Below are 20972 nucleotides of genomic sequence, written 5' to 3' on the forward strand. Positions count from 1 at the left end.
TGAGCTGCTGCTCCCCCTACAGTCTCGGGGCTGTGGGGGGACCCCCACCCGGCAGCAGCGTCCCTGGTTCGGCCGTTGCCACGTCCACGGCCTCGGTCTTGGGACTGCGCTGCTCCCGCCGGGACACCCATTGGGCGAACCAGCTGAGCAGCATGCACATCCCGATGTAGATCGGTGAGATCACCATCACCACGGGGATGAACGGCAAATCGTAGTCGAGGTTCGACGCGATCAGCTTCCCGGCATGGAGAAACTCTTCGTAGGTGATCAGATAGCCGAGCGAGGTGTCCTTCAGAGCCACCACTAGTTGGCTGATGATGGTGGGCAGCATGGACCGTACGGCCTGCGGTACGAGGACGTACGTCATGACCTGGGTCTTGCGCATGCCGAGCGCGAACGCGGCCTCCCGCTGGCCGCGTTCGACGGAGTTGACGCCCGAGCGGAAGACCTCGGCGAGCACCGAGCCGTTGTAGAGCGTGAGCCCGGCGACCAGTGCGGGCAGCGGCTGCACCTTGAGCGCCACGAAGATGAAGAAGATCATCACCAGGACCGGCATGGCGCGGAAGAACTCGACGAGCAGGGTGGAGATCCAGCGCACCGGCCTGTGGTCCGACAGCCGTCCCGTCGCGAGCACGGTGCCCAGAGCGAGGGACAGCACGGCGGCGATCGCGAAGGCCTTGAGCGTGTTGCCCAGGCCCCGCAGCAACAGCTCCTGGATTCCCTTGTATTCGAAGGGCATCCACTTCGTGTAGGTGAACTGGTCGGTGTCGAACAGGAGATACAGGAGCCAGCCGAAGAGTCCGAGGATCACGGCGGTGGACAGGACGCCGTACATCCGGTGCCGTTGGCGGGTCTTGGGCCCGGGGATGTCGTAGAGGGCGGTGGATTCGGTGGCGGTGGCGGTCATCGGGCGACTCCCCAGCGCTTTTCGAGGATGTTGAAGACCGCGCTGATGGCGAGGGTGATGATCAGGTAGCCGACGGCGATCCAGACGAAGGTCCAGACGATGTTGTAGCCGAGTTCGCTGAGGGTCTTGTACGTGCCGAGCAGCTCGGTGACGCTGAACGCCCCCGCGATCGCCGAGTTCTTGGCGAGCGCGATGAGGGTGGAGCCGACCGGCGGGATCACCGAACGGAAGGCCTGCGGCAGGACGACCCCGGACAGCGTCTGGCTGAACGTCATCCCGAGACTGCGGGCCGCCTCCCCCTGCCCCTTGGGCACGGTGTTGATGCCCGACCGCAGTGCCTCGCAGATGAACGCCGAGGTGTAGCAGCCGAGCGCCAGGATCGCGAACACCTCGAAGGGCAGCACGAGTCCGAAGCGGGGCAGACCGAGCAGCACCGCGAAGAACAGCAGGGTGAGCGGGGTGTTGCGGAGCACGGTCACCCACGCCGTACCGAGGGCCCGGAGCGAGCCGACCGGCGCGACCCGGAACGAGGCCATCAGGAACCCCAGGGCCAGTGCCAACAGCGAGGCGTAGACGGTGAGTTCGACGGTGCCGAGGAATCCGTCGACGAACGTGGAGAAGTTGTCTGTCAGTACGTTCACGACGGTCTCAACTCCCCTGATAGCGGTCGATCTTGGGCGGAGTGGGCGCGGGTACGCCGGACAGGCCGAGCGTCGCCCCGTACGCCTTCTTCCAGTCGCCGTTCTTCTCGCGGGCCTCCAGTGCGTCGTCGAGTGCGAACCGCAGCGCGTTGTCGCCGCGCGGTACACCGATGCCGTACGGCTCCTCGGAGAACGGCTTGCCGACGACCTTGAGTTCGTCGGGAACCTTCGCCGCGTAGCCGATCAGGATCGCGTCGTCGGTGGTGACGGCGTCGACCTGGTAGGTGAGCAGGTTGTCGACGCAGACCGAGTACGTGTCGTAGGCGACGAGTTTCGCCCTCGGGTAGTCCGCCTTGATGCGCTGGTAGGGGGTCGAACCGGCCGCCGAGCAGACGGTCCTGCCTGCGAGGTCCTGTGGGCCGTGGATGTCGTTCTCGTCCGCGCGCACCAGCAGGGACTGACCCGCCATGTAGTACGGGCCGGCGAAGCCGACGAGTTTCTTGCGCAGGTCGTTGATGGTGTAGGTGCCGACGTAGTAGTCGATCTGCCCGTTCTGCAGGGCGGTTTCGCGGTTCGCCGAAGCGATCGTCTTGAAGCGGACCGTCGTCGGAGCGAAGCCGAGTGAGGCCGACATCATCTTGGCGATCTCGATGTCGAAGCCGGAGTAGGTGCCGCTCGCCGGGTTCTTCTCCCCCAGGTACGGCTGGTCCTCCTTGGCGCCCACGGTGAAGTAGCCGCGCTTGTCGGCACGCTTCCAGGTGGGCGAGTCCGGGAGCTGAAAACCTTCTACCACTTGGTAGTTGGGCAGTTTGTCGGCGGCTGGTCCCTTGGTCGGAGGGCTCCCCTCCTTGCCGCAGGCGGCCGCGGTGGCGATCAGTGCCGCAACCGCCGCGAGGGCACAGGACACACGTGTCGTACGGATCATGCTGCGCACCCCCCGGCTCAGTGCTTGAGGATCTTGGAGAGGAAGTCCTTGGCGCGGTCGCTGCGGGGGTTGGTGAAGAACTCCTCCGGGGTGCGGTCCTCGACGATGCGGCCGTCGGCCATGAAGACGACGCGGTTGGCGGCGGAGCGCGCGAAGCCCATCTCGTGGGTGACGACGACCATCGTCATTCCGTCGCGCGCCAGTTGCTGCATGACTTCAAGGACTTCGTTGATCATCTCGGGGTCGAGCGCCGAGGTCGGCTCGTCGAAAAGGAGCGCCTTCGGATCCATGGCGAGGGCGCGGGCGATGGCCACGCGCTGCTGCTGTCCGCCGGAGAGCTGTGCCGGGTACTTCGGGGCCTGCGAGGCGAGGCCGACGCGGTCCAGGAGTTCGGCGGAGCGCTTGTCGGCTTCCTCCCGCTTGCGGCCGCGGACCTTGACCTGGGCGAGCGAGACGTTCTGCAGAACCGTCTTGTGGGCGAAGAGGTTGAAGGACTGGAAGACCATGCCGACCTCGGCACGGAGCTGGGCGAGCGCCTTGCCCTCCTCCGGAAGCAACTTGCCGTCGAGCTTGATCGTCCCCGACTCGATCTTCTCCAGCCGGTTGATCGCTCTGCACAGTGTCGATTTTCCCGACCCCGACGGGCCGATGACCACGACCACCTCCCCCTTACCGACGGTTAGGTTGATGTCCTGAAGGACATGCAACTCACCGAAGTGCTTGTTCACGTCATGCAGCTCGATCAACGGATCGACAGCCATGCCCGGCCCCTACCCACTCTCAACTGTGTCGCAGTTGCCGCAAACTATCCGGACAAGAACGGACTTAATACTCGACACGCACTTTTCGGGCATTAGCCGTATTGTGCGGTTAGCCCTCCGACACCTCCGCGTAGAGCTGCGAGAGTTCGGGGGCACCGGTGGATGCCCAGGTGTGGCCGGAGGCGACCACATCGATCTCACGGCCGGAGGCCAGCCGCACCACGGGATGGCCGTTGGGCCAGATCTCCCACACGGCTCCGGGGACCGTGCGCACGATGACCGTGCCGACGTAGAGGCCCGCGTCGTTGCCGAGCCAGGGCAGGCTCTCCTCGTCGTCCCGCCAGCGCGGCAGAAGTTGGTCGAGGGCCTCCAACGAGACCACGGAGTCGTCGAGTTCGACCCCCGCCAATTCCGCCTGGGAGCGTAGCAGATCGCACTCGGAGAGGAGCTCGGCGACACCCTCGGAATCGGTCACGCCGTCGGAGAACACCGCGACCCCGAAGGCGGGGCCACGCTTCTTGCGCCAGTTACCGAGGAAGGGGATGTTCATAAGCCCAGCGTGTCATTCACGCCACCGCGCGCACCACAGGCGCGCGGGGTCGCCTGTTCGAGGGCGTTCCCATCCATGGCGGTCGCGCCCCAAGTCCCCACCGGACCAAGGGAGATCACCGCCCGCGGTCCGCGGACGGGCTGATGAGCCGATGGGCGCGCCGTTCACACGTCCAAGTCCGCTACACGTCCAGGTCCACCACGACCGGCGCATGGTCCGAGGCGCCCTTGCCCTTGCGCTCCTCGCGGTCCACGTACGAGTCGGTGACGGCCTTCGAGAACGCCTCGTTCCCGTAGACGAGGTCGATGCGCATACCGCGGTTCTTGGGGAAGCCGAGCTGACGGTAGTCCCAGTACGTGAACGGGTGGTCGTACTTCAGGGGGCGCGGGACCACGTCCGCGAGGCCCGCCTCGCGCAGGGCGGCGAGGGCGCCGCGCTCGGCCGGGGTGACGTGCGTGGCGCCCTCGAAAGCGGCGATGTCCCAGACGTCGTCGTCCGTCGGCGCCACGTTGTAGTCACCCATCACCGCGAACGGCCGGCTGCCCGCGGCGTCGCCCGCGATCGCCGCTTTGAGGGCCTCGAACCACTGGATCTTGTACGCGTAGTGGGGGTTGTCCACCTCGCGCCCATTCGGCACGTACACCGACCAGACGCGGACCGGGCCGCAGGTCGCGGAGACCGCGCGGGGCTCCTGGACGCCGTCGAAGCCGGGGTCGCCCGGCAGGCCCTTGACGACGTCCTCGAGGCCCACCCGGGAGACCACCGCGACGCCGTTCCACCGCCCCGTGGCGTTCACCGCCGACTCGTAACCCAGCTCTCGCAGCTCCTCGGTGGGGAACTGCTCGGCGGTGGTCTTGGTCTCCTGGATGCACAGCACGTCCGTGCCGCTGCTCTCCAGCCAGGCCAGCAGCCTCGGGAGACGGGCGGTGATCGAGTTCACGTTCCAGGTGGCGATACGCATGACTCACAACTTACCGGGCGGGTACGACAACGGGTCCGGCGGCGCCTTCCGCGTGCGGAAGCCGCCGTCTTCCCATGCGGCTCAGACCTCCGCCGACGCCCCCGGCTTGAGCCGCAGGTGCTCGGAGCCGCCCAGGGCGCCGATCTGGTTGTCGTAGATCGGCCGGGCGAGGTCGGTGAGCAGGGCGTCGTGGATGTCGTACGCGCGCTGCGGCTTGACCTCGCGGACGTAGTCGATGACCTCGGAGATCTTGCTCCAGGGAGCCATGACGGGCAGCAGCAGCGTCTCGACCGGATGGTCGGGGACGGTGAGGGCGTCGCCCGGGTGGAAGACACGGCCGTCGACGAGGTAGCCGACGTTGGTGATGCGCGGGATGTCCGGGTGGATCACGGCGTGCAGTTCGCCGTGCGCCTGGACGTCGAAGCCCGCGGCGCTGAAGGTGTCGCCGTGGCCGACGGTGTGCACGCGCCCGGGGAAGGCCGCCGAGATCTTGTCGGCCACCGACTTCAGCGTCCAGATCTCGGCGCCCGGGTTGGACTCGAGCCCGGCCCGCAGCCGCTCCTCGTTGAAGTGGTCGGCGTGCTCGTGCGTGATCAGGATCGCGTCCGCGCCGACCGCGGCGTCCGCCTCGCTGAAGGTGCCCGGGTCGATGACGAGCGTGCGTCCGTCCTTCTCGAGGCGGACGCAGGCGTGCGACTTCTTCGTGAACTTCATGAGGGTCATGGCTCCATCCTGCCCCCGTCGGACCGGCGCCGGGCCGCTCAGGCTGGTGCCCTCGCTGCCCGGATGAAGATCACGGGCGCGGTCACTCCTGGGGGGTGGTCTCTTCTCGTATGACCTGCTGGGCCACCTTGAAGGCGCTGTTCGCGGCCGGCACGCCGCAGTAGACGGCCGCCTGGAGGAGCACTTCCTTGATCTCCACCGGGGTGAGGCCGTTGCGGAGGGCGGCGCGGATGTGGAAGGCGAGTTCGTCGAGGTGGCCGCCCGCGACCAGCGCGGTGAGCGTGACACAGCTGCGCGAGCGCCGGTCGAGCCCCGGCCGATCCCAGATCTCACCCCAGGCGTACCGGGTGACGAAGTCCTGGAAGTCCCCGGAGAACTCGTCCGCCGAGGCCAGCGCCCGGTCCACGTGCGCGTCGCCGAGCACCTCACGGCGCACCTTGATCCCGGCGTCGTACGGGTCGGGCCGCCCCAGCCCCTCGGCCTGCGCGGCGGGCGGCGCGATCTCGGCGACGGGGGACGCCGAGGGCGGCGGGGCGATGCCCTGCTTGACCGGGGCCGCCGGGATCGCCATCTGGCCGGTCGACGAGTCGAAGGCCGGCTGCCAGGCGCTGGTGAAGTGCCGTACGAGGAGGTCGGTGACCGCGGCCGGCTGCTCGACGGGGACCAGGTGCGAGGCGCCGGGTACGACCGCGAGCCGGGCGTCCGGTATCCCGGCGACCAGGGTGCGGGCCTCGGCCGGCCCGGTGACCTGGTCGTCCGAGCCGACGAGGACGAGGGTCGGCACGCCGATGCGGGTGAGTTCGGCGCGTACGTCGAAGGCGGCGAGCGCCTCGCAGGCCGCGATGTAGCAGCCGGGGTCGGTGGTGCGCACCATCTGCACGGCCCACTCGGTGATCGCGGGCTGGGTGGCGGCGAATCCCTCCGTGAACCAGCGCTCGGGCGACATCCGGGCGATCGGGTCGAGACCGTTCGTGCGTACGATCACACCGCGCTGCCGGAACTCGTCCGCCGTGCCGAAACGCGGCGAGGCGGCGATCACCGCGAGCGAGGCGAGCCGCTCCGGATGACGCAGCGCCAGCTCGATCCCGATGGCGGCGCCGAACGCGCAGCCCGCGTAACCGAAGCGCTGCACACCGAGCCCGTCAAGGGTGGCGAGCAGCCGCTCGACGAGCTCGGCGACCGAACCCGCCGGGTACGCGGGCGCGCCACCGTGACCGGGCAGGTCGAACCGGAAGATCCGCCAGTGCTTGGCCAGCTCCGGGACCTGCCGGTCCCACATGTGCCAGGTGGTGCCGAGCGAGGGCCCGAGGATGAGGACCGGGGCGTCTTCCGGGCCGTCGCATCGGTACTGAAGGGCAGGGGTCGTCGTCTCACTCACCGCTCCACGCTAACTTCCATCCCTGTGGGGGCGGACATGGGCCCTGGTTGTCCACGTCGCCCACACTGGTCCGCCACATGGGGTGACGTGCATATGTGCGGAAGGCATACGTGGAGCGGCTACATGTGGTCAGGACACCTGGACGGGGTGTCGTACGACCGCGTCGAAGAGGTAGCCCTGCGTGTTGACGACCGTCGTCTCCGGCTGGCTACGGCCCGTCGTGTCCGTCGCGCGGGCCAGCAGCGTGTACGTCCCCGGAGTCGTCGGACGCCAGTCGGTGGACCAGCGGACCCAGCCTGCGCGGCGCGGCACGTCGTACAGCCGGGCCCTCTTCCAGGTCGCGCCACCGTCGGTGCTGACATCGACGCGGACGACGCCACCGGCGCCGGACCAGGAACGGCCGGTGAGCCGATGGACCGTGCCTGCCGGGAGGCTCGCGTTCCAGGCGAGTTCGAAGGCGCTCTTGAGGGTCTGCCGGGTGAGCGGCGCGCTGCCGCCGTCGGGGTACGCGGCGCCGAACAGCCGGTAGAAGTCGGTGTTCCAGGGCGAGTAGAGCGGCTGGGCGGAGACCTCGATGTCGCCGACCCACTTGATCGAGGCGATGCCCACCCAGGAGGGCACCAGGACACGCACCGGGTGACCGTGGTCCGCAGGAAGCGGTTCGCCGTTCATCTCGTACGCGAGCAGCACGTCGTCCAACGCCTTCGAAAGCGGCAGCGGGCGGCGGACATGACCGAGGTTCGTGCCGTCCGCGGTGACGTACTCCGCGTCCAGGCCTCGGGGCAGGACGTCCACGGCGCGGTCCGTGAGCCCGGCCCTGCGCAGTACCTCGGCCAGCCGTACGCCCTTCCAGCGCGCCGTGCCGATCGCGCCGAGCGTCCACGCCGTACCACTGACGCTCTGCCCCTGCTGCGTCGTGAAGAAGCTCCGGCCGTTGCCCGCGCACTCCACGAACGCGGTGCGGGTGGTTGCGGGCAGCCGCTTCAGGTCGTCGAGCGTGAACTCGACGGGCTCCTCACGCGCGAGTCCGTCTCCCCAGAGGGTGAGGGTCCATGCCTCGGCGTCCAGGAGGGGTGTGGCGGTGTGGTTGCGTACGAAGAAGTGGTCGTTCGGGGTGTGGTAGCCGGTGCCGGCGAGGGACGCGAACTTCGTCTCGGCATTCGTACCGCGTGCCGTGAACCAGTCGTCCGGGAGGGGTTTGACGATGCCGGGGACCGTCGCGGCGGCGGACACGGAGGTCCCGGTGGCGGCCGCAGCGGGTGCGCCGAAGGCCGTGGGCACGGCCGCGGTGAGTCCGGCCGCGGCAAGCAGTCTGAGCATGTCGCGGCGGGCCACGCCATCGGCCCGGGCGTCGCCCGCCAGCCACTGGCGGAGTCTGCGGCGGTCGTAGGCGGACTCGGGGTGGGGTGTACGAGGCGACTGGGGCATGGCGGGGCCTGCCTTTCGGGCGGGAGGCGAACGCTCGGGGCACGGCGGGGTGGACCGCGGCCGTGCGAAGGGACGGCACTCGGGAGGTGCCTGAAGCGCAAGGGGGTTATGGCGTCTGCGGTGGGACCGCGACTGCCATGGCACGGACGGCGTCCGTGGCGAGGATCAGCAACAACAACCGCGCGACGAACGCGCGCGGGACCGCGGGGCGGGGTGGTGGTTGCTGGGGAACATGGGCGCCATGGTACGAGTCGGAAGGCCAACTCGTCGGGGAATCGGGGCAGTCGGTGTTCTGGAGCGCCAACTGCCGGACAGCGGGCGTGCGGAGGGTGCCGGGTGACTCGCCGGCGTCAGAGGTCGCCCGGTGCGCCGAGGCCGGTGAGGGCGCCGACCGGGTCCAGGTCGGGGGTGCCGCGGGGCCACCAGTCGTCCTGGCCTGGTTCTGATTCGTAGGCGTACCAGAGGCCGTTGTGACCGAGGCGGAGCTGGGCGTGGCCTCGCGGGTGGGTGAGGTGGTTGCGCCAGGGTCGGAAGGCGGGGAGGTCGGCGGCGAGGAGGAGTGGGCGGGCCCGGTCGAAGCGGCCCGCGGGCGGATCCCAGGGCTCTTCGAGGACGGCGAGCCCTTCGAAGCCGCCTTGGCGCCAGGCGGCGACCGCGCGCGCCAGGTCGGCCCGGGTACGTCCCGCGGCGGAGGCGAGCGAGGCGTAGAGGGTGCGGGTCGCCGCGGTGAGGCCGGAACCGGGGCGGGCCGCGGCGAGGCGCACCGCGTCCTGCCAGAGCGTCAGGCCCGCGACCGGATCGCGGCCCGCGGTGAGCAGCGTGTGCGCACGAGCCGCCGCGTCGGTGGCCAACTGGTCCAGCGCGAACGGGTCCGGGCCGCCCGGCGCGCCCGGGTAGGTCGGCGGCTGCTCCGGGTGCGCGGGCGGTGGGAGCGGCGCGGGGAGGGGAGGCAGTACGCGCTGAGCGAGGGCGTCGCGGGCACGGGTGCCGGGGAGGGGGGCCGCTTCCTGGTCCTGGGCGGCGCGGGCGATACGGGCCGCGTTGCGGCGGGACAGCGCGTCGAGAAGCTCGCGTTCGCCGCGACCGCGCAGGAGGAGCAGCACGAAGGGGTCTTCGTCCAGCAGCCGTGCCGTCTGGTAGCACAGGGCGGCCGCGTGCTTGCAGGGATGCCCGGAGTCGGGGCAACTGCAGTGCGGTTCCAGCTCGCCGGGACCGGGGAGCAGAGCGACCCCGCATTCGGCGAGCGACTTGGGCATCTCCTTGTCGAGCAGCGCCGCGATGTCCCCGGGCCGCTCGGCGACCGCGTCGAGGAATCGGTCCCAGTCAGCGTCGGACAGCGTCCCCAGGGCGACCTGTACGCGATACGGCCGCGGGCGGCTCCCGTGCACGTACGCGAGCACCAGCCCGGGTGTGACCGTGATCGCGTCCACGTGCCCGCGCCCGGCATACGTCCTTCCTCGCGCAAGCCGCGCAGCATCGAGCGCCCCCTCCTCCAGCGCGCTCACCCACGCGTTCCCCCACCACGTCTCCGCGAAGCCGCCGGCCCCCGACTCCCGCGCCGGAAAGGCCTCGAACGTCCGGCGCAGCTCACCATCGCGACCAGGGGATCCCATGGAACGCGGGAGCCGGGTGGGCGCGACTGGGGGCCGCTCAACGGGCCTGGGGTGCGCGGGGTGCGGGTCCGGGGTCGCTTCGCCCGCGGGCAGGGGTGGTGCGTCCGGGGACGGGACAGTTGCGTCACCGGGCTGCGCCGGGTGACGGTCCGGGATTGCTCCGCGCACGGGTCGGGGCGGTGCGTCCGGGGACGGGACGGTTGCGTCACCGGGCCGCGCCGGGGTCCGGTCCGGGATTGCTCCTCGTACGGGCAGAGGTGGTGCGTCCGGGGGTACGACAGCCGCGGCGTCGGGCTGCGCCGGGCGCGAGTCGATGCCCTCGCTTGCGGCCCGGGGGTGTGCGGCCGCGCCCTGGCTCGGTCGGGTCGCGGCTGCGGGCTGCTCGGGGTGCGAGTCCGAGCTTGCGTCGACGGCGGCTTCGGTGTCGGACGGCAGTTGGAAGGCGCCGGCGAGCAGATCGCGTAGGTCTTGGGCCTGGGTTCGCCGGTTCTGGCTCCGGGGGTTCCGCGGAGCCCTGGAATCGATCGGCGCAGGATCGGTGGACCGGCGCCGCGCCTCGACTCCCCTGCTGCCAGGGTCCGTTGCCCTCTTGGTTCCGGCATCCGTTCGCGTCTGCCTCGCCTCACTCCGCGCGGCGCGCAACGCCTCGCGTGCGATGTCTCCTGGGCGCGGACGCTCTGCGGACGGACTGCCTGTCGGGGTTGCCTCCGTCCTGGCGACGGCCTCGGCCTGGACCTCGGTCCCGGTCCCGGTCCCGGCATCGGCATCGGCATCGGCATCGGCATCGGCTGGAGACTGTGGCCGGCCGGGTTCCACAGCCCCGTCGGACGCCGCAGCCGCACCGGCGTAGGCGCCGTGAACAGCTCCGGTACCGGCGAACCTCCCCGCCGCCGTCGCCCGTCGCAGAGCCTCGCGTGCCGCGTCTCCCGGTCGCGCTCCCGGGGAGGACGCCCTCTGGGGGCGCGGATCGGCGGTGACCCGCTCAGCCTGCTGATCCGGCTGACCCAACTCACCGTCAGCCGACTCGTCCCCCCGAACCTCGCGCTCCCGCGCGGCCCGCAGAGCCCGGCGGGCCACGTCGGCAGGGCGCGCTCCCGCCTCCTCCGCCGGGAGGTGTGACTGCTCGATGTCCCCGCCCTCGGTCTCCGGAGCCGTCTCATCCGCGTCGGCGTTCACATGGACCTCCGAAGGGACACCAGGTCCGACAGCTCGCGGTCGGTCAGCTCAGTGAGAGACGCCTCGCCGGAGCCGAGGATCGCGTCCGCGAGTGCCCGCTTCGCTTCGAGCATCTCGGCGATGCGGTCCTCCACCGTGCCCTCGGTGATCAGGCGGTGGACCTGGACGGGCTGGGTCTGGCCGATGCGGTAGGCGCGGTCGGTGGCCTGCTCCTCGACGGCCGGGTTCCACCAGCGGTCGAAGTGGACGACATGTCCGGCGCGGGTGAGGTTCAGGCCGGTGCCGGCGGCCTTGAGGGAGAGCACCAGGACGGGGGTCGCACCGCTCTGGAAACGGTCCACCATGTGCTCGCGCTCGGGGATCGGCGTTCCGCCGTGGAGGAGCTCCACGGGGACCGCGCGCGCGGCCAGGTGGGCGGTGATCAGGCGGGCCATGCCGACGTACTGCGTGAAGACCAGCGCGGAGCCGTCCTCGGCGAGCAGCGTGTCCAACAGCTCGTCGAGCAGGGCGAGTTTGCCGGAGCGGGCGGAGGGTCCCTGGGCGGCGGCCCGCGCGTCCTCCTTCAGATACAGCGCCGGGTGGTTGCAGATCTGTTTGAGGGAGGTGAGGAGCTTGAGGACCAGTCCCCGGCGCGCGATGCCGTCGACGGTCTCGATGGCGAGCAGCGACTCGCGGACCACCGCCTCGTAGAGGGAGGCCTGTTCGCGGGTCAGCGGGACCGGGTGGTCCGTCTCCGTCTTGGGCGGGAGTTCGGGGACGATCCCGGGGTCCGACTTCTTGCGGCGGAGCAGGAACGGGCGGATCAGCCGGGCCAGGCGGGTCACCGCCTCCTCGTCCTCCCCGTTCTCCACGGCGCGCGCGTGCCGGGCACGGAAGGACTTGAGGGGGCCGAGCAGGCCGGGGGTCGTCCAGTCGAGCAGGGCCCAGAGTTCGGAGAGGTTGTTCTCCACGGGGGTGCCGGTCAGCGCCACGCGCGCGGGGGCCGGGATCGTCCGGAGCGCCTTGGCCGTCGCCGAGTAGGGGTTCTTTACGTGCTGGGCCTCGTCCGCGACGACCATGCCCCAGGTCTGCTGGGCCAGGTGTGCCGCGGCCGAGCGCATCGTGCCGTAGGTGGTGAGGACGAAGCCGCCTTCGAGGTCTTCCAGGGTGCGGTCGGGTCCGTGGAAGCGGCGGACGGGGACGCCGGGCGCGAAACGGGTGATCTCCCGCTGCCAGTTGCCCAGCAGCGAGGCGGGGCAGACGACCAGGGTCGGCTCGCTGCGGGCCCGGCGCAGGTGCAGGGCGATGAGCGTGACGGTCTTGCCGAGCCCCATGTCGTCGGCGAGGCAGCCGCCGAGGCCGAGGGAGGTCATCAGGTCCAGCCAGGCGAGACCCCGGAGTTGGTAGTCCCGGAGCGTGGCCTGGAGACCGGGTGGTGGCTCGACGGGAGTCACGCCCGCCGTCAGCCGGTCGCGCAACACGGCCAGCGCGCCGACCGGTACCGCCTCGACGGTCTCGCCGTCGACCTCCGCGACGCCACTGAGCGCGACGGAGAGCGCGTCGACCGGGTCGAGGAGGCCGAGTTCGCGTTTGCGTGCCTTGCGGACCAGGGCCGGGTCGACGAGGACCCACTGGTCACGCAGCCGTACGACCGGACGGTGGGCCTCGGCCAGGGTGTCCATCTCGGCCTCGGTGAGCGGGTCACCGCCGAGGGCCAACTGCCAGCGGAACTGGAGCAGTTCCTCGCTCTCGAAGAACCCGGTGCCGTCCGTCGCCGACCCGGGCGCCGGGCGCACCACGGCCGCCGCGCTCAGATCCTGGGCCAGATCCCGGGGCCAGTGGACGGCGACTCCGGCCGCGCCGAGCCGGTTGGCCGCGACACCGAGCAGGTCGGACAACTCCTCTTCGGAGAGGGCGAGTACATCGGGCACGTCCTGCTCGGACAGCCGGTCCATGGGCGGCCAGACGCGGGCCGCGCGACGGACGGCGAGGGCCGCGTCCACGCGCGCGCGGGGGCCGAACGTCGCGTCGGCCTCACCCGCCCACAGCGCCGCGGCGTCGACGACGAGGGTGGGGTCGGCGAGGCTGTGCACCTGGACGACGGCCGCGCCCGCGCGGCGCGCTCCCTCGCCGTCGTCGAAGAGCTGGTACGCCGACAGGTCCAGGCGGAGTGAGATCCGTACGCCCGCGTCCATGCCCGCGGCGACCTCCGCGGCCCAGTCGTGGGCTCCCGGCAGCCGCTGCGGCCCGATCGCGGCGAAGGGTTTGCCGGAGGTGTACTGCGCGGCCGGGGTGCGCGGCAGTGTGTCGGCGACCGCGTCCAGGAAGGACCGCATCAGCGCTTCCGGTTCCGGCAGCCGGAGCGGGCCCTTGCCGGGGAGGGGGACGGCGTGTCCCTCGTACGGCAGGGCCGCGGCCACCGCCCTCAGGTGGGCGATGTCGTCCGGGTCCAGCGGGCCCGCGCGCCAGGCGTCGATGCCGTCGGCCGTCAGCCCCGGCAGCAGCCGCCCGCGCGCGACGAGCCGCAGCGCGTGCAGCGCGGCGGCGCCCCAGCAGGCCGTGGCGGGATGCGCGGCGGGGTCGCGGCGCGCCCCTGCCAGCAGCGGCAGGGCCTCGCCGATCGGCAGGGTCACGGCGGGGACGGTGCCCCTGCGGATTCCGGGACCGTGCCGCCGTACCACCGTCAGCTCGGTCGGCTCGCCGGACGATCCCCGCTCGACGTGCTCATCGGGTGTCCCCCGCCCGGAGTTCTCGCCGGACGACGGCCCCAGTTCGCCGGCGCGTCCGTCGGACGTCAGCGGCTCGCCGTCCGGATCCCAGAAGGCGACCCGCCCCTCGCGCGGCAGCGGCGCGGGCAGGAAGACGGCGGCGAGCCGCATCGGGACCGCCTTGTCGGCCACATCCACCCCGTCCCCCATACGCCCGCTCACCTCCCGCCCTTCAGCCGAATCAGTTGTCTTCGACTCTACGGGCGGGGTCTGACAATCGGCCTCGGCGACAGCGCCGGCGGCGGTGCTGGTCAGGGAGTCGTGCGCGAGACCACGTACACCATGGGGTGCTCGGGGTTGGAAAGGTTCACGACGATGTCCAGGGTGGGCGCCGGGTCCTTCTGCTTGTGGACGAGGCCCGACCACGGGCCGGGGCCCGTGAACTCCCAGCCGACGACCTGCTGGTCGCGGGCGTTGATGGCGAAGTCGTCCGGCTGCAGGGCGGCGCGGGTGACTCCGACATGGCCCAGGAACCTGTCCAGGCCCGCGCTGGTCGTACCGAACTGGACGTACAGACGGCTGGTCTTCCAGTTGTTCGTCTCGTAGTAGGCGACGTCGGTCGCGTACGACGGGATGGTGACCTGGTAGACGCGGCGCTGGACGCGCGACGGCCAGCCCGTGGTGAGGCCGGTCGCCGAGTACTTCTCCTCCTTCTGCTTGCCGGCGTCGCGGCTCTGGTTGGCGGAGATCACCAGATAGCCGGCCGGGACGCCGATGAGCAGCACGATGATCAGGAGGGTGAGCGCGCGGCGGCGGAACTTGCGGCGCGGGTCCTCGGGCGGCCGTTCGGGCTCGTCCGGCGGGGATGCCTGGCGCGGCAGCGAGGCCGTCACAGCGACCCCTGCGACGTACGGCGGGACTCCACATAGCGCTCGTACCGCTCGTAGCGCTCCACCCTGCGGCGGTTGGCGCGGCGGAAGCGGCGAGCGACGAGCCGGGCGAGGTCGGCGGCGCCGACCATGCCGGCCTCGGGGCCGAGCTGGGCGCGGGCGATGCGGGCCTCGGGGCGGTAGCCGCGGCCGGTGAGGTGCCTGCGGAACGCGTCCCGTGCCGGGCCGATGAGCAGGTCGTCGGCCGCGCTGACACCGCCGCCGATCACGAAGCAGGAGGGGTCCAGGGCGGCTGCCAGGTTGGCGATGCCGACGCCGAGCCACTGTCCGATGTCCTGGAGCAGCTCGATGCACATGGCGTCGCCCTCGCGGGCCAGCTCGGTGATCAGCGGCCCGGTGATGTCGGGGATGCTGCCCTTGACGCGCTCGATGAGCCCGTACGCCACCGGGGAGTCGGCGGCGGCGAGTTCGCGGGCCTCGCGCACCAGCGCGTTGCCGGAGCTGTACTGCTCCCAGCAGCCGCGGTTGCCGCACGGGCAGCGGTGGCCGCCGGGCACGACCTGCATATGGCCGAACTCGCCCGCGACGCCGAACTTACCGCGCTTGACCTGGCCGTCCTCCAGGATCGCGCCGCCGATGCCGGTGCCCAGCGTGATCATGACGAGGTGGTCCTCGCCCCGGCCCGCGCCGAAGCGCCACTCGGCCCAGGCGGCGGCGTTGGCGTCGTTGTCGACCAGCACTGGCACGGCGAGGCGGCTGGAGATGCGGTCCCGGAGGGGCTCGTTGCGCCACGACAGGTGCGGGGCGAACAGGATGCGGTTGCGGTCGGCGTCGACCCAGCCGGCCGCGCCGATGCCGACCGCGTGCACGTCGTGCCGGTCCGAGAGGTCCAGGACCAGTTCGACGATGGTGTCCTCGACGACCTTGGGGCTCTTGGACTTGTCCGGTGTCTCGGCGCGGAGCTTCTCCAGGATGTTGCCGTCGGCGTCCACGACACCGGCCATCACCTTCGTGCCGCCGATGTCGATGCCGACGGTGGGAACGCGGGGGGCCGTCAGGTGGGAACGGCGCTCGCGCGTTCCCACGGTCCGCAGGACGGTGGCCCGCGCGGAGCCGCGGTGTGCGAGGTCGCGGTAAGTGCTCATCGCGCCGATTCTGCCCTACGCTCGCGCTGGCCTGCACGGTGGGAGACCGCGGGTGCGTTGGGTCGGTCCGTCCTCCGCGGGCCCGCTGTGGCTGGTCGCGCCCCGCGGCGGAGCCGCAAATGTCACAGCCCCGCGCCCCTTACGGGGCGCGTTCCAGCTCATGACGGAGATCATCGAGCTCGCTACCACCCGCCATCTGGCGGGTCAGCTCGTCCAAGCTGATCTCGTCGCGCAAATGGCTGCCCGACATCGTGCCCCGCTTCAACAGTACGAAGCGGTCGCCCACCAGGTATGCGTGGTGCGGGTTGTGGGTGATCAGGACAACACCCAGGCCGGCGTCCCGTGCGGCGGCCACATATTTGAGGACCACACCGGACTGCTTGACGCCGAGGGCGGCGGTGGGCTCGTCGAGGACGAGGACCTTGGCGCCGAAGTGGACGGCGCGGGCGATCGCCACGCACTGGCGCTCGCCGCCGGAGAGGGTGCCGATGGGCTGGTCGACGTCGCGGAGGTCGATGCCCATGCGGAGGAGTTCCGCGTGGGTGGTCCGGCGCATGAACTCGACGTCCATGCGCTTGAAGGGGATCACGCCCTTGCGCGGTTCGGAGCCGAGGAAGAAGTTCCGCCAGACCGGCATCAGCGGGACGACGGCGAGGTCCTGGTAGACCGTGGCGATACCGCGGTCCAGGGCCTCGCGCGGGGACGACAGACGGGTCTCCTCGCCCTCGATGCGCAGGGTGCCCGCGTCGTGCTGGTGCAGGCCCGCGATGATCTTGATGAGTGTGGACTTGCCCGCGCCGTTGTCGCCGAGCACGCAGGTGATCTCGCCCGCGTGGACCTCCAGGGAGACGCCTTCGAGGGCGCGGATGTTGCCGTAGTACTTACTGACGTCGTCGAGCTCGACGAGCGCCGCACGTTCCGCGGGGGCCGCGTCCTTCGTCATGTTCGCGTCCGTCGTCATTTCGTCGCCTCCGCGCGCTTGCGGACCCAGTGGTTGAGCAGGGTCGCGAGGAGCAGCATCACTCCCAGGAAGAACTTGAACCAGTCCGGGTTCCACTCGGCGTACACGATGCCCTTGCTGACCATGCCGAAGATCAGGGCCCCGACCGCCGCGCCGACCGCGGAGCCGTAGCCGCCGGTGATCAGACAGCCGCCGATGACGGCCGCGATGATGTACGTCAGTTCGTTGCCGACGCCCTCGCCGGACTGCACGACGTCGAACGAGAACAGCAGGTGCTGGCCGGAGATCCAGGCGCCGAAAGCAACGCCCATGTAGAGGCCGATTTTGGTCTTGTCGACCGGTACGCCGACCGCGCGGGCCGCTTCCTCACCGCCGCCGACGGCGTAGATCCAGTTGCCGATACGGGTGCGCAGCAGGATCCAGGTGGCGACGACGATCAGGCCCAGCCACCACAGGATGGTGATCTTGAAGTCGACGCCGCCGATGGTGAGCGTCGAGGCGAAGACGTCCCTGGCGGAGGAGAAGCCCTCCATGTCGGAGATCGACTTGGTCGAGACCGTGCCGCTGATCAGTTTGGTGAAGCCGAGGTTCATGCCGGTCAGCATCAGGAACGTACCGAGCGTGATGATGAAGCTGGGCGGGTCGGTGCGGGTCAGCATGACGCCGTTGAAGACGCCGATCGCCAGTGTGACGACCAGCGAGACGAGGACGCCGACCCAGACGTTGGCGGTCATCTGGTAGCTGAACATCGAGGAGACCAGCGCGGAGGACGTCACCATGACGCCCGCGGACAGGTCGAACTCTCCGCCGATCATCAGCAGCGCGACCGGTACGGCCATGATGCCGATGGTCGAGGAGGCGTACAGGACCGTGCTGAGGCTGGCGGCCCGCACGAAGCTGTCCGCGAAGATCGCGAAGAAGAGGAAGACCGCGATCGCGCCGACCACCGAGCCGAGCTCGGGGCGGCCCAGGAGCTTGCGCAGCGGCGACTTCTTCAGGAGGCGTTCGTCGGGCCTCGCACTGGGCGTGGGCGCAGGAGCTGTCGCGGTCACCGGGTACCCCGCTTGGTGTACTCCTCCAGGGCGGCGGCCATGTCCTTGGTGATGATCTGCGGTCCGGTGAGGACCGGCTTGCCGCCGCCGAGGACGTTGGAGTTGTACTTGTAGAGCCAGAGCAGGTCCACGGCCTCATACCCCTGGAGGTAGGGCTGCTGGTCGACGGCGAAGCCGAGCGTGCCGTTCCCGAGCTCCGTCGCCACCTTCGCGTTCAGGTCGAAGGTGTCGATCTCTGCCTTGCTGCCCGCGTCCGCCTTGGCCTTGACCGCGGTGTCCGCGTACGGGGCGCCGAGCGTGACGACGGAGTCGATGGACTGGTCGGCCTGGAGCTTGGCGCCGATGGAGGACTGCACGTCGGGCATGCTCGTGCCCGTGACGTAGAGGTTCTCCACCGTGCCGTCGAAGGTCGCCTTGATGCCCGCGCAGCGCTGCTCGTGGCCGACGTTGCCCTGCTCGTGCAGGATGCACAGGGCCTTCTTCCTGCCCCGCTTGTTCAGCTCGTCGCCCACGGCCTCGCCGGCGATCGTCTCGTCCTGGCCGATGTGCGCGAGCGCGCCGAACTCCTTGGACTCCGCGGAACCCGAGTTCACGGTGATCACGGGGATGCCGGCCTTCTCGGCGCGCTCGACCGCTGCCTTCATGGCGTCGGGCTTGGCGAGCGTGACGATGATGCCGTCGACCTTCTTGTCGACCGCGGCGTCGACGAGCTGCGCCTGCTGCTGTGCCTCGTCGTCGTGCGAGTACAGGAAGTTGATGTTGTCCTTGACGGCGGCCTGTTCGGCGCCGCTCTGGACGATGTCCCAGAAGGTGTCGCCATCGCCCGAGTGGGTGATCATCGCGAAGGTCCAGTTGGGCGTGTTCACCGCGGCCTTGCCCTGGGCGGCCGCCGCCTCGCGGGCGTCCTCGGCCCGTTTGCCGCCTGTGCTGCTGCAACCGGCGAGGGAGACCCCCAGCGCCCCTGCGAGCGCGATGCCTACCCAGGTTCGAGTCCGTGCCACGAGGGGGTGCCCTTCTTGCTGTGCTCCTTGGTGCGCCGGGCCCTGCGGACTGGCCCGGAGGGCCGTCCGTAGGCCCCTGGGGCCGGCGTCCCACCGGTCCCAAACGCCCAAGTATGAGTCACGGGGATCATGCACCCCACCAGCGGGTCCCGCGCGCGGTGTCCTCCTCCGGTTGCCGTACGTCCTTCTCGGTGACGATCACCCCCCGGTCGCGCCGCATTCACTCCACGGCCGGCCCGCCGCAGGTCAGGGCCGTACGAGGAGCTGGAACTCGAAGGAGTAGCGCGAGGCCCGGTAGGTGTGGGAGCCGAACTCGACCGCGCGGCCCGTGTCGTCGAAGGTGGTGCGCTGCATGGTGAGCAGCGGCGCCCCCGCGGGCTCGCCGAGCCGCTCGCCCTCCTCTGCGGTGGCGGCGCGGGCACCGATGGACTGGCGGGCGCTGTGCAGCGTGATGCCCGTGGCGCGCATCAGCCGGTACAGGCCCGTGGCCTCCAGCTGTGCCGAGTCGAACTTCAGCAGCCCCGGGGGCAGATGGTTGCAGAGGTACGCCATCGGCTCCCCGTGGGCGAGTCGCAGCCGCTCCACACGGTGCACCTCGCTGCCCTCGGCCACGGACAGCGCAGCCGCGACTTCGGCGGACGCCGGCTCGACGGTGTTGACGAGCACCTGCGTCTCGGGGCGCTGCCCGGCCGCTTCCAGGTCGTCGTACAGGCTGCTGAGCTCCAGCGGGCGCTTGACCTGACTGTGCACGACCTGGGTACCGACGCCGCGGCGCCGCACGAGCAGGCCCTTGTCGACGAGGGACTGGATGGCCTGGCGAACCGTGGGCCGGGACAGCCCGAGCCGTCCGGCGAGCTCGATCTCGTTGCCCAGGAGGCTGCCCGGGGTCAACACCCCGTGCTCGATCGCGGCCTCCAGCTGTTGGGACAGCTGGAAGTAGAGCGGGACCGGACTGCTGCGGTCGACGCTGAGCTGGAGCGACACGGTCGGATCCACATCTGGTTTCGGCACGGCCCCGAGCGTAGCTCCGGGAGATGTTGACGGGAAGTTGTGAAGTTCGATTGTCCGGACAAAGCATTGACAGGCCCCCGGGTCGGCCCTCACTTTGTAGCCATGCGCATCGGACTTATCGGAACGGGTCGTATCGGTACATTTCACGCGACCACTCTGAACCGCCACCGCGAGGTCGGCTCCCTCATCGTCACGGACGCGGACACCGTGCGGGCCCAGGCGCTCGCGGACCGTCTGGGGGCCACTGCGGCGCCCGGCGTGGACGAGATCTTCACCTGGGGTGTGGACGCGGTCGTCATCACCGCGGCGACCTCCGCCCACGCCGAACTGATCGGTCGGGCAGCACGCTCCGGACTCCCTGTCTTCTGCGAGAAGCCCATCGCCCTCGACCTGCCGGGCACGCTGGCGGCGCTCGCCGAGGTCGACGCCGCCGGAACCGTGCTCCAGCTGGGCTTCCAGCGCCGCTTCGACGCGGGCTACACGGCCGCGCGCGAGGCGGTGCGCTCCGGACGGCTGGGGCGGCTGCACACGGTCCGCGCGATGACGTCCGACCAGTCACCGCCCCCGGCCGCCTACCTCCCGCTCTCCGGCGGGCTCTACCGGGACTGCCTGATCCACGACTTCGACATGGTGCGCTGGGTCACCGGCCGCGAGGTCGTCGAGGTGTACGCGACCGGGTCGGACGCGGGACCCGCGATGTTCCGCGAGGCGCGGGACATCGACACCGCCGCCGCGGTCCTCACCCTGGACGACGGCACGCTCGCCACGGCGACGGCGACCCGCCTGAACGGCGCGGGCTACGACGTCCGCATGGAGCTCGCCGGCGAGCTGGACCAGATCACCGCCGGACTTGACGACCGTACGCCGATCGCCTCCACGGAACCGGCCGGGCCGCCGGCCGCGAACAAGCCGTGGATGGGCTTCCTGGAGCGCTTCGGCGCCGCGTACGAGACCGAGCTCGCCGCCTTCGTCGACGTCGTACGCGGCGAACGCACCAACCCGTGCGACGGCCACGAGGCCCTGCAGGCCCTGCGCATCGCCGAGGCGTGCGAGCTGTCGCGGCACGAGCGGCGTCCGGTACGGCTGGCGGAGATCCCGGGAGACAGGGACTGACCGCGGAGCCCTTGGGCGTACGGAACCGACGGGCGGACTCCTGCCCGTC

General features: G+C 70.7%; 18 protein-coding genes. 1 reads left to right on the plus strand and 17 read right to left on the minus strand.

Annotated elements, in window-relative coordinates; translation table 11 throughout:
- Positions 1-16 precede the first annotated feature (16 nt).
- The 17 genes from OG266_RS08765 to OG266_RS08845 form a co-directional block, all read right to left on the minus strand.
- The gene (locus OG266_RS08765) at positions 17-907 is read right to left on the minus strand and encodes an amino acid ABC transporter permease (protein ID WP_371544291.1); all 891 of its coding nucleotides are present in this window, start codon (positions 905-907) and stop codon (positions 17-19) included.
- Positions 904-1548: an amino acid ABC transporter permease gene (locus OG266_RS08770; protein ID WP_329544744.1), complete on the minus strand. Its 645-nt coding sequence runs from the start codon at positions 1546-1548 to the stop codon at positions 904-906. The genes OG266_RS08765 and OG266_RS08770 overlap by 4 nt, the downstream gene beginning before the upstream one ends.
- 7 nt (positions 1549-1555) lie before the next feature.
- Positions 1556-2473 (minus strand): glutamate ABC transporter substrate-binding protein, encoded by a 918-nt coding sequence (locus OG266_RS08775; RefSeq protein ID WP_371544294.1) that lies wholly within the window; start codon positions 2471-2473, stop codon positions 1556-1558.
- 17 nt (positions 2474-2490) lie between these two features.
- Complete coding sequence (locus OG266_RS08780) at positions 2491-3234, minus strand: amino acid ABC transporter ATP-binding protein (RefSeq protein ID WP_329544746.1); 744 nt, start codon at positions 3232-3234, stop codon at positions 2491-2493.
- Between the two features lie 109 nt (positions 3235-3343).
- A complete protein-coding gene (locus tag OG266_RS08785; RefSeq protein ID WP_371544296.1) occupies positions 3344-3784 on the minus strand; it encodes a DUF6278 family protein in 441 nt (146 codons plus the stop codon).
- A gap of 181 nt (positions 3785-3965) precedes the next feature.
- The gene (locus OG266_RS08790) at positions 3966-4745 is read right to left on the minus strand and encodes an exodeoxyribonuclease III (protein WP_371544299.1); all 780 of its coding nucleotides are present in this window, start codon (positions 4743-4745) and stop codon (positions 3966-3968) included.
- A gap of 81 nt (positions 4746-4826) precedes the next feature.
- Positions 4827-5459, minus strand: coding sequence for an MBL fold metallo-hydrolase (locus tag OG266_RS08795; RefSeq protein WP_371552704.1), 633 nt, complete (start codon positions 5457-5459; stop codon positions 4827-4829).
- 91 nt (positions 5460-5550) lie between these two features.
- Positions 5551-6846, minus strand: coding sequence for a 4-carboxymuconolactone decarboxylase (pcaC, locus tag OG266_RS08800; protein ID WP_266473622.1), 1296 nt, complete (start codon positions 6844-6846; stop codon positions 5551-5553).
- A 129-nt stretch (positions 6847-6975) separates the two neighbouring features.
- Positions 6976-8274: a sulfite oxidase gene (locus OG266_RS08805; protein WP_371544301.1), complete on the minus strand. Its 1299-nt coding sequence runs from the start codon at positions 8272-8274 to the stop codon at positions 6976-6978.
- Between the two features lie 350 nt (positions 8275-8624).
- Positions 8625-11015: an SWIM zinc finger family protein gene (locus OG266_RS08810; protein WP_371552706.1), complete on the minus strand. Its 2391-nt coding sequence runs from the start codon at positions 11013-11015 to the stop codon at positions 8625-8627.
- Between the two features lie 44 nt (positions 11016-11059).
- Positions 11060-13960, minus strand: a complete 2901-nt coding sequence (locus OG266_RS08815) for a DEAD/DEAH box helicase (protein WP_371544303.1) — start codon at positions 13958-13960, stop codon at positions 11060-11062.
- 101 nt (positions 13961-14061) lie between these two features.
- On the minus strand, positions 14062-14643 hold the full coding sequence (locus tag OG266_RS08820; protein WP_371544306.1) for a sugar kinase: 582 nt from the start codon (positions 14641-14643) through the stop codon (positions 14062-14064).
- Positions 14640-15785, minus strand: a complete 1146-nt coding sequence (locus tag OG266_RS08825; protein ID WP_266473627.1) for an ROK family glucokinase — start codon at positions 15783-15785, stop codon at positions 14640-14642. Before OG266_RS08825 ends, OG266_RS08820 begins: the two co-directional genes overlap by 4 nt.
- A gap of 139 nt (positions 15786-15924) precedes the next feature.
- Complete coding sequence (locus OG266_RS08830; protein ID WP_371552708.1) at positions 15925-16728, minus strand: ATP-binding cassette domain-containing protein; 804 nt, start codon at positions 16726-16728, stop codon at positions 15925-15927.
- Positions 16729-16742: 14 nt separating this feature from the next.
- Complete coding sequence (locus OG266_RS08835; RefSeq protein ID WP_371544309.1) at positions 16743-17798, minus strand: ABC transporter permease; 1056 nt, start codon at positions 17796-17798, stop codon at positions 16743-16745.
- Complete coding sequence (locus OG266_RS08840; protein ID WP_371544312.1) at positions 17795-18799, minus strand: sugar ABC transporter substrate-binding protein; 1005 nt, start codon at positions 18797-18799, stop codon at positions 17795-17797. The genes OG266_RS08835 and OG266_RS08840 overlap by 4 nt, the downstream gene beginning before the upstream one ends.
- 246 nt (positions 18800-19045) lie before the next feature.
- The gene (locus OG266_RS08845) at positions 19046-19783 is read right to left on the minus strand and encodes a GntR family transcriptional regulator (protein WP_371552709.1); all 738 of its coding nucleotides are present in this window, start codon (positions 19781-19783) and stop codon (positions 19046-19048) included.
- 129 nt (positions 19784-19912) lie between these two features.
- Between OG266_RS08845 and OG266_RS08850 the strand changes: the two genes are divergently transcribed.
- Positions 19913-20923: a Gfo/Idh/MocA family oxidoreductase gene (locus OG266_RS08850; protein WP_371544315.1), complete on the plus strand. Its 1011-nt coding sequence runs from the start codon at positions 19913-19915 to the stop codon at positions 20921-20923.
- The last annotated feature ends 49 nt before the right edge of the window (positions 20924-20972 follow it).

It is taken from the genome of Streptomyces sp. NBC_00554 (assembly GCF_041431135.1).
In the GTDB taxonomy this organism is placed as follows: domain Bacteria; phylum Actinomycetota; class Actinomycetes; order Streptomycetales; family Streptomycetaceae; genus Streptomyces.

Bases quoted from the DNA above. Each gene is read 5' to 3' on its own strand.
- OG266_RS08765 (WP_371544291.1), bottom strand. From the start codon at position 907: ATGACCGCCACCGCCACCGAATCCACCGCCCTCTACGACATCCCCGGG.
- OG266_RS08775 (WP_371544294.1), bottom strand. From the start codon at position 2,473: ATGATCCGTACGACACGTGTGTCCTGTGCCCTCGCGGCGGTTGCGGCA.
- OG266_RS08780 (WP_329544746.1), bottom strand. From the start codon at position 3,234: ATGGCTGTCGATCCGTTGATCGAGCTGCATGACGTGAACAAGCACTTC.
- OG266_RS08785 (WP_371544296.1), bottom strand. From the start codon at position 3,784: ATGAACATCCCCTTCCTCGGTAACTGGCGCAAGAAGCGTGGCCCCGCC.
- OG266_RS08790 (WP_371544299.1), bottom strand. From the start codon at position 4,745: ATGCGTATCGCCACCTGGAACGTGAACTCGATCACCGCCCGTCTCCCG.
- OG266_RS08795 (WP_371552704.1), bottom strand. From the start codon at position 5,459: ATGAAGTTCACGAAGAAGTCGCACGCCTGCGTCCGCCTCGAGAAGGAC.
- OG266_RS08805 (WP_371544301.1), bottom strand. From the start codon at position 8,274: ATGCCCCAGTCGCCTCGTACACCCCACCCCGAGTCCGCCTACGACCGC.
- OG266_RS08815 (WP_371544303.1), bottom strand. From the start codon at position 13,960: ATGGGGGACGGGGTGGATGTGGCCGACAAGGCGGTCCCGATGCGGCTC.
- OG266_RS08825 (WP_266473627.1), bottom strand. From the start codon at position 15,785: ATGAGCACTTACCGCGACCTCGCACACCGCGGCTCCGCGCGGGCCACC.
- OG266_RS08830 (WP_371552708.1), bottom strand. From the start codon at position 16,728: ATGACGAAGGACGCGGCCCCCGCGGAACGTGCGGCGCTCGTCGAGCTC.
- OG266_RS08850 (WP_371544315.1), top strand. From the start codon at position 19,913: ATGCGCATCGGACTTATCGGAACGGGTCGTATCGGTACATTTCACGCG.